General features: G+C 75.0%; 15 protein-coding genes and 1 pseudogene. 12 read left to right on the top strand and 4 right to left on the bottom strand.

Going from position 1 to position 12,919, the window contains the following annotated elements:
* Positions 1 to 194: 194 nt before the first annotated feature.
* The 7 genes and pseudogenes from HS045_RS00205 to HS045_RS33985 all read left to right on the top strand — a co-directional run.
* A complete protein-coding gene (locus HS045_RS00205; protein WP_196449159.1) occupies positions 195 to 653 on the top strand; it encodes an ATP-binding protein in 459 nt (152 codons plus the stop codon).
* Between the two features lie 85 nt (positions 654 to 738).
* Positions 739 to 1,101 carry a hypothetical protein gene (locus HS045_RS00200; protein ID WP_196449158.1) on the top strand — a complete coding sequence of 121 codons (363 nt, stop codon included), beginning with the start codon at positions 739 to 741 and terminating at the stop codon, positions 1,099 to 1,101.
* A complete protein-coding gene (locus tag HS045_RS00195) occupies positions 1,031 to 1,651 on the top strand; it encodes a DNA-processing protein DprA (RefSeq protein WP_196449157.1) in 621 nt (206 codons plus the stop codon). The genes HS045_RS00200 and HS045_RS00195 overlap by 71 nt, the downstream gene beginning before the upstream one ends.
* 32 nt (positions 1,652 to 1,683) lie before the next feature.
* The gene (locus HS045_RS00190) at positions 1,684 to 2,574 is read left to right on the top strand and encodes a sulfotransferase (RefSeq protein WP_196449156.1); all 891 of its coding nucleotides are present in this window, start codon (positions 1,684 to 1,686) and stop codon (positions 2,572 to 2,574) included.
* Positions 2,571 to 3,734: a glycosyltransferase family 4 protein gene (locus tag HS045_RS00185; RefSeq protein ID WP_196449155.1), complete on the top strand. Its 1,164-nt coding sequence runs from the start codon at positions 2,571 to 2,573 to the stop codon at positions 3,732 to 3,734. The genes HS045_RS00190 and HS045_RS00185 overlap by 4 nt, the downstream gene beginning before the upstream one ends.
* A gap of 249 nt (positions 3,735 to 3,983) precedes the next feature.
* Positions 3,984 to 5,201 carry a hypothetical protein gene (locus HS045_RS00180; RefSeq protein ID WP_307827328.1) on the top strand — a complete coding sequence of 406 codons (1,218 nt, stop codon included), beginning with the start codon at positions 3,984 to 3,986 and terminating at the stop codon, positions 5,199 to 5,201.
* A 161-nt stretch (positions 5,202 to 5,362) separates the two neighbouring features.
* Positions 5,363 to 5,485 (top strand): annotated as a pseudogene (locus HS045_RS33985) (hypothetical protein); the annotation flags it as partial.
* Here HS045_RS33985 and HS045_RS33980 read toward each other — a convergent pair.
* The 4 genes from HS045_RS33980 to HS045_RS00160 form a co-directional block, all read right to left on the bottom strand.
* Positions 5,449 to 6,690: a glycosyltransferase family 2 protein gene (locus tag HS045_RS33980; RefSeq protein ID WP_307827327.1), complete on the bottom strand. Its 1,242-nt coding sequence runs from the start codon at positions 6,688 to 6,690 to the stop codon at positions 5,449 to 5,451. The pseudogene HS045_RS33985 and the gene HS045_RS33980 sit on opposite strands and share 37 nt — an antisense overlap.
* Positions 6,687 to 7,697 (bottom strand): iron-containing redox enzyme family protein, encoded by a 1,011-nt coding sequence (locus HS045_RS00170; protein ID WP_196449152.1) that lies wholly within the window; start codon positions 7,695 to 7,697, stop codon positions 6,687 to 6,689. The genes HS045_RS33980 and HS045_RS00170 overlap by 4 nt, the downstream gene beginning before the upstream one ends.
* A 117-nt stretch (positions 7,698 to 7,814) precedes the next feature.
* Positions 7,815 to 8,576: a class I SAM-dependent methyltransferase gene (locus HS045_RS00165; protein ID WP_196450961.1), complete on the bottom strand. Its 762-nt coding sequence runs from the start codon at positions 8,574 to 8,576 to the stop codon at positions 7,815 to 7,817.
* Positions 8,577 to 8,761: 185 nt separating this feature from the next.
* Positions 8,762 to 8,998 carry a hypothetical protein gene (locus HS045_RS00160; protein WP_196449151.1) on the bottom strand — a complete coding sequence of 79 codons (237 nt, stop codon included), beginning with the start codon at positions 8,996 to 8,998 and terminating at the stop codon, positions 8,762 to 8,764.
* A 139-nt stretch (positions 8,999 to 9,137) separates the two neighbouring features.
* Between HS045_RS00160 and HS045_RS00155 the strand changes: the two genes are divergently transcribed.
* From HS045_RS00155 to HS045_RS00135, 5 genes are all read left to right on the top strand, one after another.
* Positions 9,138 to 10,130, top strand: a complete 993-nt coding sequence (locus tag HS045_RS00155) for a helix-turn-helix domain-containing protein (RefSeq protein WP_307827326.1) — start codon at positions 9,138 to 9,140, stop codon at positions 10,128 to 10,130.
* A 35-nt stretch (positions 10,131 to 10,165) separates the two neighbouring features.
* Positions 10,166 to 11,596, top strand: a complete 1,431-nt coding sequence (locus HS045_RS00150) for a DJ-1/PfpI family protein (RefSeq protein ID WP_196449149.1) — start codon at positions 10,166 to 10,168, stop codon at positions 11,594 to 11,596.
* Between the two features lie 11 nt (positions 11,597 to 11,607).
* Positions 11,608 to 11,916: an integration host factor, actinobacterial type gene (gene mihF, locus HS045_RS00145; protein ID WP_196449148.1), complete on the top strand. Its 309-nt coding sequence runs from the start codon at positions 11,608 to 11,610 to the stop codon at positions 11,914 to 11,916.
* Between the two features lie 146 nt (positions 11,917 to 12,062).
* The gene (locus HS045_RS00140; RefSeq protein ID WP_196449147.1) at positions 12,063 to 12,497 is read left to right on the top strand and encodes a hypothetical protein; all 435 of its coding nucleotides are present in this window, start codon (positions 12,063 to 12,065) and stop codon (positions 12,495 to 12,497) included.
* Between the two features lie 127 nt (positions 12,498 to 12,624).
* Positions 12,625 to 12,900, top strand: a complete 276-nt coding sequence (locus tag HS045_RS00135) for a hypothetical protein (protein WP_196449146.1) — start codon at positions 12,625 to 12,627, stop codon at positions 12,898 to 12,900.
* Positions 12,901 to 12,919: the final 19 nt, after the last annotated feature.

Genomic DNA, 12,919 nt, shown 5'->3' with positions numbered 1-12,919 from the left:
GTCCGCCCGGCGCCGGCGGTACGGCCTGCGGTGATCCCCGAGACACCGCCCGGCCGTACCTCCCGTAGGACCGGCACCGCGCCCCCGTCCCCGTGGGGGAGGGTGGTCGCCCCCCGGCCGCCGGTGGTGCCGGTCCTACGCCCGACATACCGAGCAGGGTCCTCCGTCCGACGTGCCGAACAGGAGCGGGTCGAATGGCCGGTGTCACCACCACAGCGCACTGCCTGGAGCTGTCCGTCTTCCCGACCTCGCCCTACTACGCCCGCGTGCACGTCCAGCGCGTGCTGGAGGGCTGGGGCCGGAGTGACCTGGTCGAGACGGCCCGGCTCGTCGTCTCCGAACTGGTCTCCAACGCGATCAAGGCGAACGCCTCGGGCGTTCCCGCCGCCGAGCCAGCGGCCCACGCCTCCCCGGACCACGTCTGGCTGGACCTCTACCGGGTCCGCGAGGCGGTCGTGCTCCGCGTCTGGGACGCCTGCCGTACCGCGCCGGTCCTGTGCGTCCCGGACCTGGAGGACGAGGGCGGGCGCGGCCTCCATCTCGTCGACCTGCTCGCGAGCCCCTGGGGCTACCACCGCCCGAGCTCCGGCGGCAAGATCGTCTGGTGCACCCTGGCGGCCCCGCCCGAATCCCCCGTGGACGGGATGGGATGACCGATGCGTCGAACAGTTCGAATTTCCCGGACCTGGTGGCCCAAGACTCTGGGGGGTTCCCCTGTTGCCCGGTAGCATCGGGGGCATGCTCCCGGAACTGCGCGAACGCGCCGCACTCGTGGCGCTGCTGCGGCGTCCTGGCGCCAAGTGGCAGGACATCGCGCTCGACGTGCTCGAGACCGGCAGCGCGGTGACGGCCCTGGAGCGCGAGCTGAGACTGCAGGACACGCTGTTCCCCGAGACGGACCCCGTGGTGTCCGCCCTGGCCGAGGCCGCGCAGGCGCTGGCCGGCTGGGAGGCGGGGGGCATCGGGGTCCACGCCTGCTTCGACCGCGACTACCCGAGTCAGCTCCGCAGCATCCACCAGGTGCCCCCTGTTGTTCTCGCGGGGGGCGCTCCTCGAAGACCGGCGCGCGATCGCCGTCGTGGGCACCCGGCAGGCGAGTGAGCAGGGGCTGCGGATCGCGTCCGCGGTGGCGAGAGAGCTGGCCCTGAACAAGGTAACCGTGGTCAGCGGCCTCGCCCGGGGCATCGACATCGCCGTGCACCGGGCGGCGCTGGAGGCGGGCGGTAGGACGGTGGCCGTCATCGGGACGGGCATCAACCGCTTCTATCCGAGTGAGAACCGCGCTCTGCAGCAGCGGATCGCCCAGGAGGGCGCGGTCGTCAGCCAGTTCTGGCCGGACGCCCCGCCCAGCAAGCAGAGTTTTCCGATGCGCAACGCGGTGATGAGCGGTTATGCGGCGGCCACGGTGGTGGTGGAGGCTCCCTGGAAGAGCGGCGCCCGCATCCAGGCGCGGCTGGCGTCGGGGAGCCGGGCGAGAAACGACCCGGGCGGCCACGTTCGATGGTCCGGTCGTCGCAGCACGACGGCACCTCCTCAGCGGAGTATCGCCCGCCCGGCGGGGCCCGTCACGCGATGGGCAGGGCGGTGGGCAGGCCTCCCGCCCGCCGTACGGCCGTGCCCGGTGAGCAGGTCCGGTGTCCGTATTCGGTGAATTGCCGGGAACGGTGGGTAACCTCCCGATTTATGGACTGGCAGCGCACCGTCAACGAGGCCCTGGTCAGGTTCACCGGATTCCAGCTCAGACGAGTGGGGACGTCCGGCTCCAGCGGGGTCGTGACCCCGGCCGTCGCGGCGGAGGGGCTCGTCCGGCCGCCCGCCGACCCGGAGGCGGACCGGCTGCTGCGCGCGCCCGTCTTCATCCTCTCGCCCGTCCGCTCGGGTTCCACCCTCCTGCGGGCCGTGCTGGGCGCCCACTCCGCGCTGCACGCCCCCCACGAGCTGCACGTCCGCCGCCTCACGGTGGGGTTCGGCACGTCCCTGTCGAAGAAGGCGATGGCCGCGCTCGGGCACAACCGGGCCGACCTGGAGCACCTGCTCTGGGACCGGGTGCTCCACCGGGAGCTGGTGCGCAGCGGCAAGTCCGTCATCGTGGAGAAGACCCCGGCCAACGCCTTCGCCTTCCAGCGCATCGCCACCTGCTGGCCCGACGCCCGGTTCGTCTTCCTGCTCCGCCATCCGGCCTCCATCGCGGCCTCCTGGTACGAGGCGAGCCCGGAGAAGCGCACGCCCGAGGAGGCCGCGCTCGACGCCCTGCGCTACATGAAGGCGGTCCAGCGGGCGCGCAAGGCGCTGCCCGGCCTGACCGTCCGCTACGAGGACCTGACCGCCGACCCGGAGGCGCAGACGCGCCGGATCTGCGACTTCCTGGCCGTCGGCTGGGAGCCGGGGATGCTCGCCTACGGCCGTCCGGAGGTGGTCGGCAAGGGCCTCGGCGACTGGAAGGACAAGATCCGGTCCGGGACCGTGCAGCCGGGGCGCGACCTGCCCGATCCCGACGCGATCCCCGAGGCATTGAGACCGATATGTCGGATTTGGGGATACCTCCCGTACGAGGGAGGAGGACCGAACCCATGAGGATCCACTACGTGCTCCTGCACGCGTACGGCATGGGCGGCACCATCCGCACCGTCTTCAGCCAGGCGAACGCGATGGCCGCGGCCGGGCACGACGTCGAGATCGCCAGCGTCATCCGGCGCCGCGACACCCCGCAGTTCCCCCTCGACCCCCGGGTCGCGCTCACCGCCCTGGTGGACCAGCGGGACGGGGCGGCGCCGCCCGACTCCGTCGCCCGCCGGGTCTGGCGGCGGCTGCGCGGCCGGATCGTCCCGCGCGGGGAGTTCGCCGCGCACTACTTCACCGAGCGCGTGGAGAAGGCCGCCATCGACTACGTCTCCTCGGTCTCCGGCGGCGTCCTGGTGACCACCCGTCCCGCACTGAACCTCGTCTCCGCCCGCCGCGGGCCGCGCGGCGTGGTGCGGATCGCCCAGGAGCACATGAACCTGGCCACCCACCCCGCCACCGTGCGGGCGGAGATCGCCCGCCACTACGGCAGGCTGGACGCGCTCGCCGTGCTCACCGGCACCGACCGCCGGGACTACCAGCGCCTGCTGCCCGGCACCCCGGTGGTGCGCATCCCCAACGCGGTCGCCGACCTCGGCGGCCGGCGGCCGACCACGCACGAGAACCGGCTCGTGGTCGCGGCCGGGCGGCTCACCGCGCAGAAGGGCTTCGACCTGCTCATCCGGGCCTTCGCCCAGGTCGCGGAGCGCCATCCCGGCTGGCGGCTGCGCATCTACGGCAGCGGCGCGAAGAAGGCCGAACTGCGCAGGCTCGTCACCCGGCTCGGCCTCGACGGCACCGTCGCGCTGATGGGCCGCAGCGACCACCTGCCCGACCACCTGGCCGAGGCGTCGGTGTACGCGCTGAGCTCCCGCTTCGAGGGGCTGCCCATGGTGATGATCGAGGCCATGGGCCACGGGCTGCCGGTCGTGGCCTTCGACTGCCCGACCGGTCCCGGGGAGGTCCTGACCGATGGGGTCGACGGGCTGCTCGTCCCCCCGGGTGACGTCGGCGCGCTCGCCGCGGGCATCGGCCGGCTCATCGCCGACGAGGAGCTGCGACGGCGCCTGGGCGCCGCGGCCCGCGAGACCGTGCGCGACTACGCGCCGGACGCGGTGATGCCGCTCTGGGAGAACCTGTTCGCCGGGTTCCTCGGCGCCGGCGTGACCCGCTGACTCCGGACGCCGGCCCGTCAGCGGAGAACGGAGAACGGAGAACGGACCGGCCGTTCTGACGCGGCAGGGGACGGGGCGCATGTGACGGACGGGGACGAAACGGAACCGTCCGTCACATCAGTCCCAACCATGAGTATGCATTCGGCAAAAAAGCCGCCGGTGTTCTGGGATGATCGGCCCGATACCCCATAGGACAGCGATACTCACGGATCGTGGCCGATGCCCCTCATTGATCAAATAACCGCCTTCGTGTCCGAGCGCCCCCTCGCGACGGCCGTCCTCTGCGTGGCCGCCCTGATCGTCCTGACCCTGGGCTACTTCGTCGTCCGGGCCGTCTCGCGCGTCGCGACCCGCCTCTTCCAGCGCTACGTCGCCCCCCGCCCGGTGGAGGACGTGCTGACCATCGTCGCCGCCAGCATCGCCACCGGGGTGTCCGCCCAGGGCATGTGGCGCTTCTCCGGCGACGTGCTGGGCTTCGACGGCCCGCTGCGGCTGCTGCTGTTCGCGTTCATCGAGGTCGCGGTCATCACCAGCGCCGTGCGGGCCCGCCGCAACATGCGGGAGAACTTCTCCGCGGGGATCGACGGCGTCGCCGTGTGGGCGCTCACCTGCCTGACCGCGGTGCTGTCCAGCATGGACGCGCGCAGCGTCGCCGAGGCCGTGTTCCGCCTCGCCGCCCCGCTGGTCGCCGCGTGGCTGTGGGAGCGCGGCATGGCGATCGAGCGGCACCGCATCAGCGGGCGCTCCCGGATCCACTGGCGGCTCACCCCCGAGCGCATGCTGGTCCGCATCGGGCTGGCGGAGGTCAGCGACCGCACGGCCAGCGAGGTGGACGCCCACCGGAGGCTGACCCGGGTCGCGCTGGCCGCCAAGAAGGCCCGCGCGCTCCGCGAGGCCGGGGCCTCCGACCGGAAGATGCGCGCGGCCCTGGCCAAGCTGGACCGGGAGATGGACCGGGCGGTGGAGCACACCGGGCTGGCGGTCGACGAGGCGCGCCAGGAGGCGCTGCTGTCGCAGATCGGCGCCCTCTACAACACCTCCGCGCTGATCGACCTGTCCCCGCCCGTGCCGTGGGCCTCCGAGCCCGCCTCCCCGGCGCTGCCCGCCCCCGCACCGCGGGCCACCGTACTCGTCGACGACGATGACGACGACGCCGAGACGGTGGACGCCGCCCCGCAGGCCGCCGACCCGGCCCAGCGCGCGGCCCTGATGCGGGCGGCGCGGGAGTACTGGGACAAGCAGATCGAGCGCCGGTTCGTGCCCCGGGCCTCCGACATCGCCCACGAGACCGGCATGCCGCTGGCCACCGCGCGCGAGTGCCGGGCCCTGTGGAAGCTGGAGCCCCGCGCGCACGCGCTGATCGAGGCGGCGCAGAGCGAGCACGGGGGCGTCGACACCGGGACGTTCCCCGCCATCGAGGTGCCCGAGCCCGTGCTCACCGTCAACGGCTCGTCCTCCGGCCACTGATCCCGCCCGCCCCCGCCCGCCCCCGCTCGTCCGGGCGGTGCGGCGGGGCCGTACCCCCGTCCTCCGCCTCCCCCCCCCGCGGCCGGGCGGCGCCCCGGGAGCGGCAGGGCGGAGCAGGACGGAGAGGAGTAGGGGGGGCGTTGCCGGGCACGGTGCCGAGCATGCGTGATGAAACGGACTATACGGTCACGGTGACCACGTGCGAGGACGGCCCGCTCCTGCTGAGAGGGCCGTTCACCCTGCTCACTCAGGACGGCCGGCCGGTGGACCCGGGCAGGGCGACGGTGGCGCTGTGCCGGTGCGGGCTGTCGGCGGTCAAACCGTTCTGCGACGGCTCGCACAAGACCGCCGGGTTCCGGGCCGGAGGCGAACCCGATCCGCAGGTCTGACCGCGCTGATCCGCATGAGCGCTTCCCCGCGAGGTCCGACCGCGTTTCCTGATCCATCGGACCGGGTGCGCGGCCACCCGCAGCCGCCGCCCCGCGTAGGGGACGCCGCCGCGGGTGAGGCGGGCGGCCAGCGCCAGCCAGCTGCAGACCGCCCGCTCCAGGATCCACACCGGGGCGAACAGCGAGGCGCTGAAGGGGAACACCCGCCGGCCCCCGCCGCGCCGCCGACCCACCTCGGCCAGGCCCACCGCCAGTCCCGCGCCCGCCAGGGCCGCCCGGTGGCGGCGGCGCAGCAGCGCGGCGGCCAGACAGGGCAGGACGGAGAGGAAGAACGCCATCCGGGCGGGCTGCGCCAGGTCGTCGTAGGCCTGCCGTACCCGCTGGGACCAGAACCGGCCGGCCGCGGGGGGCAGGCGGCGGACGTGGAGGTCGAGAGGGCGCGCCTCGCGGCCGCCGTGGGCGCGGACCGTGCGGATGAGCTCCAGGTTCTCGAAGAGCACGTTCCCGTCGTAGCCGCCCATCCGGACGAAGGTGGAGCGGCGCACCCCGAACGTGCCGGGGTAGTCGGCGCCCAGGCCGCGGTTGAGCAGCGTGCGGGCGGTGTCCCAGCGGGCGTGCCAGGGCAGCGGGTCGAAGTGGTTCTGCGGGCGGACCAGGTCGGCCTCCTCCAGCAGCGCGCGGACCCGGGCCAGCCCCGCCGCGTCGTAGCGGACGTCGTCGTCGGCGATGACCACGTGCTCCGCGGTGGCCCGCCGCAGCCCCGTGACGACCCCCGAGACCTTGCCGTTGGCGAAGCCGAGGTCGCCGTCGGGCCGCAGGTGCGCGGCGAGCCCGCGCCAGCGCCGGGCGTGCCGGTCGAACGGCTCGCGGGGGGAGCCGTCGACCACGATGATGCGCGCGTGCCGGGCCAGCTCGCGCAGGTAGGCGGTCAGCTCGTCCAGGCCCGCGTCGTCCTCCCAGCGCAGGGGGAGCACGTAGTCGAGGCCCGTGCCCGTGCCCGCGCTCGCGGTGCCCGTGCCCATGCCCGTGCCCGCGCTCGCGGTGCCCGTGTGCACGGCGTCCGTGCCGAGGGTGGGGCCGCCGGTGCCGCGGCCGGTCACCGGGACCCCACGGCCAGGCCGGCCGGGTGCAGCGAGGTGGAGCCGCGCTGCCAGCACCCCATGACGTGCTCGGCGAAGAGCCGGTCGAGGGCCAGCGCGCAGGCGGCGCCGTACAGGACGTCCCCGGTCAGCGCGGGGTGGTCGGCGGCGAAACCGCCGCACATGTCGTTGAGGGCGATCTGCTCGTGCACGGCGTCGGCCTGCACGTGCTCGTCGTAGAAGCGGCGCGCGGCCGAATCGCCGCCCAGCCGCCGCAGACCCCGGCTGTATTTGAGGTTGGGCGTGGAGGAGGTCATCTCGAACGCCGCCAGGTGGCCGAGGAGCGCCCCCCGGTGCCTGCGGTGCAGGCCGAACAGCGACATGGCGTTGCCGATCGCCAGCGTGATCGCCGGGACCCGGTCGACGTGGGCGCCGTAGGAGTCGTCCAGGTCCAGCCCGCGCATGGTGGCCCGGAAGAGCTCGGCGTGCATCCGCTCCAGCCGCCCGCAGCCGTACTCGTCCGACTGGATCTCCACCAGGGCGGCCTTGGCCCGGCCGTGCAGCCGGGGGATCGCCCAGGTGTGCGGGTCGGCCTCCTTGAGGTGGTAGACCGACCGGTGCACGACGAACTCCCTGAACTGCTCCCGATCGGCCCGGTGCTGCAGGAACGCCGCCAGCGGCGGTCCGTCGCCGTCGGCGGCGGCCACCAGCTCGGTCATGGCCCGGCGCAACCGCCCCGGCGGCACGGCCGGCGGACGGGGCACCGCCCCGGCCAGCCCCTCCTCGAACCGCCGTTCCAGCGCCTCCCGCAGGCCCAGCAGCGAGGTGTTCCACTCCCAGCCGTCGTCCACCTCGTCGAAGCCGCGGTAGTGCAGCTCGTAGCAGACGAACAGGGCCAGTTGGAGGTCGTCGTCCCGCAGGGCCGGGCAGGCGGGGTCCGGCAGCGGGAGGCCGAAGGCGTGCGGCGGGGCCGCCAGCGCGTCGACGAGCCGGGCGGTGATCGGACCTCGGGGCAGGGGCAGCTGCATCACGGACTCCAGACGAAGGGGGGACGGACGACGGACGACGGACGACGGACGACGGGGGCGGGGGAACGGACGACGGGGCCGGTCGGCGGCGGTTCAGGCCGGCTCGGGGACGCGGTTTCAGGACCGGTTCGGAGACGCTCCGGGAACGGTCCACCGGTGGTAGACCGACACGTGGGCCGGGCTGTCGTCGGTGAACGCCGCACCGGACCAGCCGGACCAGCGGTGCTCGCGCTCCATCCCGGCCATGCGGGCCATCAGGTCGAGTTCGGCGGGCCAGGCGTAGCGGTGGTTGGCGGGCAGGAGCCGCACCTCGCCGGAGGACAGACTGATCTTGGTGGTGCGCATCGTCTGGTCGGCGGGGAACAACCGCGCGGCCTCCAGCATGACCCGGTCCTCGGCGAGCGAGAGCAGCCGGACCGCCGAGCGGCCGCGGAACGCCCCCGGGTCCGGCACCCACGCCTCGACGACGAACCGGCCGCCGGGCCGCAGGTGCGCGGCGGCGTTGCGGAAGCAGGCGACCTGGGCGTCCTGCGAGGGGAGGGCGAAGACCGTGTTGAAGGCCAGCACGACCAGGCTGAACCGGCCGTCGACCCGCGCCGTCGAGAAGTCGCCCACGGTCACCGGGACGCGGTCGCCTCCCGGCTTGGCCCGCAGCACCTCCAGCATCTCCGCGGAGGCGTCGACGCCGGCGACGGACACCCCTCGCGCGGCCAGCGGCAGCGCCAGCCGGCCGGTGCCGATGCCGAACTCCAGGACGCGCCCGCCCTCGGCGAGCTCGTGGAGGCGGTCCACCGCGAGCTCCGTGGGCAGGTCCTCGGTGACGTCGTCGTAGATGTCGGCGATCCTGCGTCCGTAGGCGGACGCGTCGAAGCCAGGCATCGTGTGCACCCCCGATTTCCGTGATCCAGGACGTTCCCCGCGGTTTTCCGGCGACCTCAGGCGGCCTCAGGTGCACCCGGTCGGTCTCGGGTGCACCCGGTCGGTCTCGGGCGGGCCAGGGCGACTTCGGACGGGTCATGACGGCTCGATCGGGCGGGACCGGCCCGACGGCCCTCCGCGGCCGTTCACGCGCCGAGGTCGCGGGCGATGCCGTCCAACCGGCCCGCCAGCCGGTCGAGCTCCCGGTCGCTCCGGTCGGCGCCGTCGAGCTCGGACGCCAGATCGCGCCGGCTGGCGATCACGAGCCCCTCGGCTCGGTCCTCCGGCAGGACCGCGCACCTGCCCTCGACGAGCACCAGCGTCGCGCCGGGGTCGGGGGAGTCCAGCAGCGTGCGGACGTCGTCTCGACTGACCAGTACCATCTGCTACCACCTCGATGCTTTCTGTAATGGAATGTCCTCTACCCGGGGCGTCCCGCCGTACACCCGGGTGCCTGATCCGTCCGGTGCCGGGCCCGTCCTGCCCTGCCGCGGAGGGCCGGGCGGGCCTAGCGTGGGAACCGTGAGCGACGTGACGCGCGGCGGCCGGGTGGTCGTCCTGGTGCTGCCGGAGGTGAACCTGCTCGACCTGGGCGGGCCGGTCCAGGTGTTCGACGCGGCGGCCCACCTGGGTGCGCCGTACCGGGTGGAGTACGTCGCGCAGACGCCGGAGGCGGAGTCGGCGCAGGGGCTGCGGTTCACCGGGCTCGCGCCGCTGGCCGAGGTCGGGCCGCACGACCTGGTGCTGGTGCCCGGGCACCGCCTGCGGGAGCCCGGACCGGGGCGGCCGCTGGTCCCCCCGGGGGTGGCGGACTGGCTGCGGGCCGCCCACCGCGCGGGGGCCCGGCTCGCCTCGGTCTGCAGCGGGGCGGCGGCGCTCGGCGAGGCCGGGCTGCTGGACGGCCGCCGGTGCACCACGCACTGGTCGCTGATCGAGGTGATGCGCGAGCGCTACCCGGCCGCCCGGGTGCAGGAGGCGGTGCTCTACGTCCACGACGGGCCGGTGAGCACCAGCGCGGGCATCTCCACCGGGCTCGACCTGGCGCTGTCGCTGGTCGAGCGCGACCACGGGCCGGCGCTCGCGGCGGCCGTCGCCCGCCAGCTCGTGGTCTACCTGCGCCGCTCCGGAACGGACCCCCAGGTCAGCGCCTTCCTGCAGCACCGGGCGCACCTGCACCCGGCGGTCCACCGGGTGCAGGACCACCTGGCGCAGCACCTCGACAGCCCGCACACCCTCGCCGAGCTCGCCGCCGTGGCGAACCTGTCGCCGCGCGGGCTGAGCCGGGCCTTCACCGCCACGGTCGGGATCACCCCTCTGGAGTACCGGCAGCGGCTCCGACTGGAACTCGCCGCACGACTGCTCGCCGAGACCGGCCTGACCGTCGAGGCGGTGTCCGCGCGGTGCGGCTTCCGGGACGCGCGCCACTTCCGCCGGCTCTTCACCGCCCGGTACGGCATGCCGCCCTCGGCGTCCCGGCGGCCCGGCCCGCCGGGCGCACCGCCCGCCGCCCGCTGAGCCTCTTCCGTCCTCTGTCGCCCAGGAGATCCGCCATGTCCTCATCACCCGTGCCCCCGTCCCCTCGCGCCCCGCTCCGCGCCCTGGCCCGCAGGGCGCCCCGGATACTGCTCGGCGCCGGGCTGGCCGCCGCGGTCCTGGCCGGGGCCTGCGCCGCCGGGGTGGCGGTCACGATGCGGGAGAGCTTCCCGTCCGCCCCGCGGACCGTCCCAGCGCAGGGGTGGCCCCCGGCGGCGCCGGTCCCGGAGGGGCGCACGGTCGTCGCCGTGGTGCTCGGCGCGACCGGTTCGGTCACCGGGGACGCTCTGGCGCCGTACGAGGTGTTCGCCCGTTCGGAGCGCTTCGCGGTGTACACCGTCGCGGCCCGCCGGGAGCCGGTGGCGCTCTCCGGCGGGCTGCACGCGCTGCCCGACCGCACCTTCGCCGAGGTGGACGCCCGCGCCGTCCCCGAGCCGGACGTGGTCGTGGTGCCCGCGGTGGCCGAGCCGCGCGGGGAGGCGGAGGCGCCGCTGCGCGCGTGGGTGGCCCGGCGGGCCGCGCGGGGCGCCCGGATCCTGGGCGTGTGCGCCGGGTCGGACCTGCTGGCCGCGGCCGGCGTGCTCGACGGACGCCGCGCGACCTCGTTCTGGCAGCGGATCGACGCGCTCCAGGACTCCGACCCGCAGGTGCGCTGGGTCCGGGGGCTGCGCTATGTCCAGGACGGCCCCGTCACCACCACCGCCGGGGTGACCTCGGGCATCGTGGGCGCCCTCCGGCTGGTCGAGCAGCTGGCCGGGACCGCGGAGGCCGAGCGGATCGGCCGGGAGGCGGCCTACCCCGGCTGGTCGGTGGGCGGCCCACTGGAGATCCCGGTCAACGGACTGGTCCCGGCCGACCTGCCGTACGGGCTCAACGCGGCCTTCCCGTGGGGGCGCCCGTCCGTCGGCGTCGGGCTGGCCGAGGGGGTCGGCGAGATCGACGCGGCCGCGGCCTTCGAGGTCTACTCCGGCACGTCCTTCGCCGCGCGGGCGATCCCGGTCGCCGCCGGGCCGGTGGTCAGGACCCGGCACGGCATGCTCCTGCTCGCCGAGCCCGCGGGGCCGGGGACCGCCCCGGTGGACCGGCTGGTCGTGCCGGGCGCCCGGCACGCGGACGAGGCCGGCCCGGCGCTGACCGCCTGGGCGGCCGGGCGCGGCCTGGAGGTGGAGCTGCCGCACCGGGGGAGGGCGGCCGGGGAGTCCGGGTTCGACGGGGTGCTGCGGGATCTGGCCGCCCGCGCCGACCTGGCCACGGCCCGCGCCACCGCCAAGTTCGCCGAGTATCCGGCGGGCCACCTGGAGCTGGCCGGACCCGCCTGGCCGTGGCGTCCGACCGCGTTGGGCGTCCTGGCCCTCGCCGCCGCCGCGGGGGTCGGGGCGCTTGCCGGGAGAAGAAGGATGAATACCCTGATCGTCGTGGGTAGCAGAATGGTCAAACCACGACGATGAAGGAGAAAAACGTGGCTCTCCCCACCCTCACCCCCGAACAGCGCCAGGCCGCCCTTGTCAAGGCCGCCGAGACCAGGGCGGCCCGCGCCAAGCTGCTGGCCGACGTCAAGTCCGGGACGGTCACCTTCAAGCAGCTGCTCGACCGGGACGACGAGATCGCCAAGCGCATCAAGGTGTCCCAGGCGCTGCGCGCCCTGCCCGGTGTGGGCACGGTGAAGGCGGCCCAGCTGATGGCGCAGGCCGACGTGGACGAGGCCCGCCGCCTGGGCGGGCTCGGCGCCCAGCAGCGCCGCAAGCTCATCGAGGCCACCTCGCGCTGATCCCCGGCCGGCGTGGTCCGTCCGCCCGACCACCGTTCGATCGCCGCACGATCGATCCGGGCGGGCGGAGGACGGCGCCGGCCCGGGCGGCGGATCCCCGGCGCGCTCCGGGGCATACCCCCGGCCGCCGGGGGTAACGGCGCCCCATGAGCGACGACCGTCCCGATTCCGCACACCGCCGGCCCGAAGGGCTGGACGACGCCACCGTCGAGGCGCTGGGCAAGCTGTCCGAGGCGCTGGAGACGACCGAGCGGGCGCGCGGGCACCTGTACACCTTCCACCAGCTCACCGGCCACGCCGACCTGATGCTCGACGAGGCGGTGGAGCTGCTGCGCGCCGCCGGGCACGACCGCCAGGCCGAGGAGGTCGCCGCCGAGATCGTCGGGCGCAACGTGATCGAGGGCCGGTGGACCTTCCAGATCGTCGAGGACTACGACGACGGTTACCACCGGTGCTTCCGCGAGCTGGAGGAGCGGATCAGGAACGAGCTGGCGGGGGGCCGCCGCCACCTCTACGAGGCGGAGATGAAGGAGCGCCGCCGTACGCGCGGCCGTCCGGGACACGAGGCCGTGCCCGACTGAGGCGCCCGGGGTTCCCGTCGGACCCGATGGCCCGGGTCCGGAGCGCCCGATGGCCCGGGTCCGGAGCGCCCGGGGCCCCAGACCGGCCGGAGGGCATGATGTCCCCTGCGCGGGGGAGAGGGCCGGCATGAGCGACGAACACGATCCCGCAGAGAACCCCTCCACGGAACCCCCGCAGCCGGACGCGGCCGGCGGGCCGCCGCAGGAGGGCGGAGACGGGCCGCCCGCCGCGCCGGACGCGGCGGTGGGCGAGAGCCGGACCGTCGCGGCCCGCTCGGGAGCCGACACCGACTTCCCCGACCGGCCGATCCCGGCGGACCCGGTCGAACCCTCCCCGCCGGGAGAGGACGGCGAGGAAGAGTCCCGGACCCCCGAGCCGGAGGAGATGGGGCCGTCCTCCTGACCGCGCGGGCCGGACGGCC

This window comes from Planomonospora sp. ID82291, assembly GCF_015711645.1.
In the GTDB taxonomy this organism is placed as follows: domain Bacteria; phylum Actinomycetota; class Actinomycetes; order Streptosporangiales; family Streptosporangiaceae; genus Planomonospora.
The sequence above is the reverse complement of the archived record's forward strand: the minus strand, read 5'-3'. Positions and strand labels throughout refer to the sequence as shown.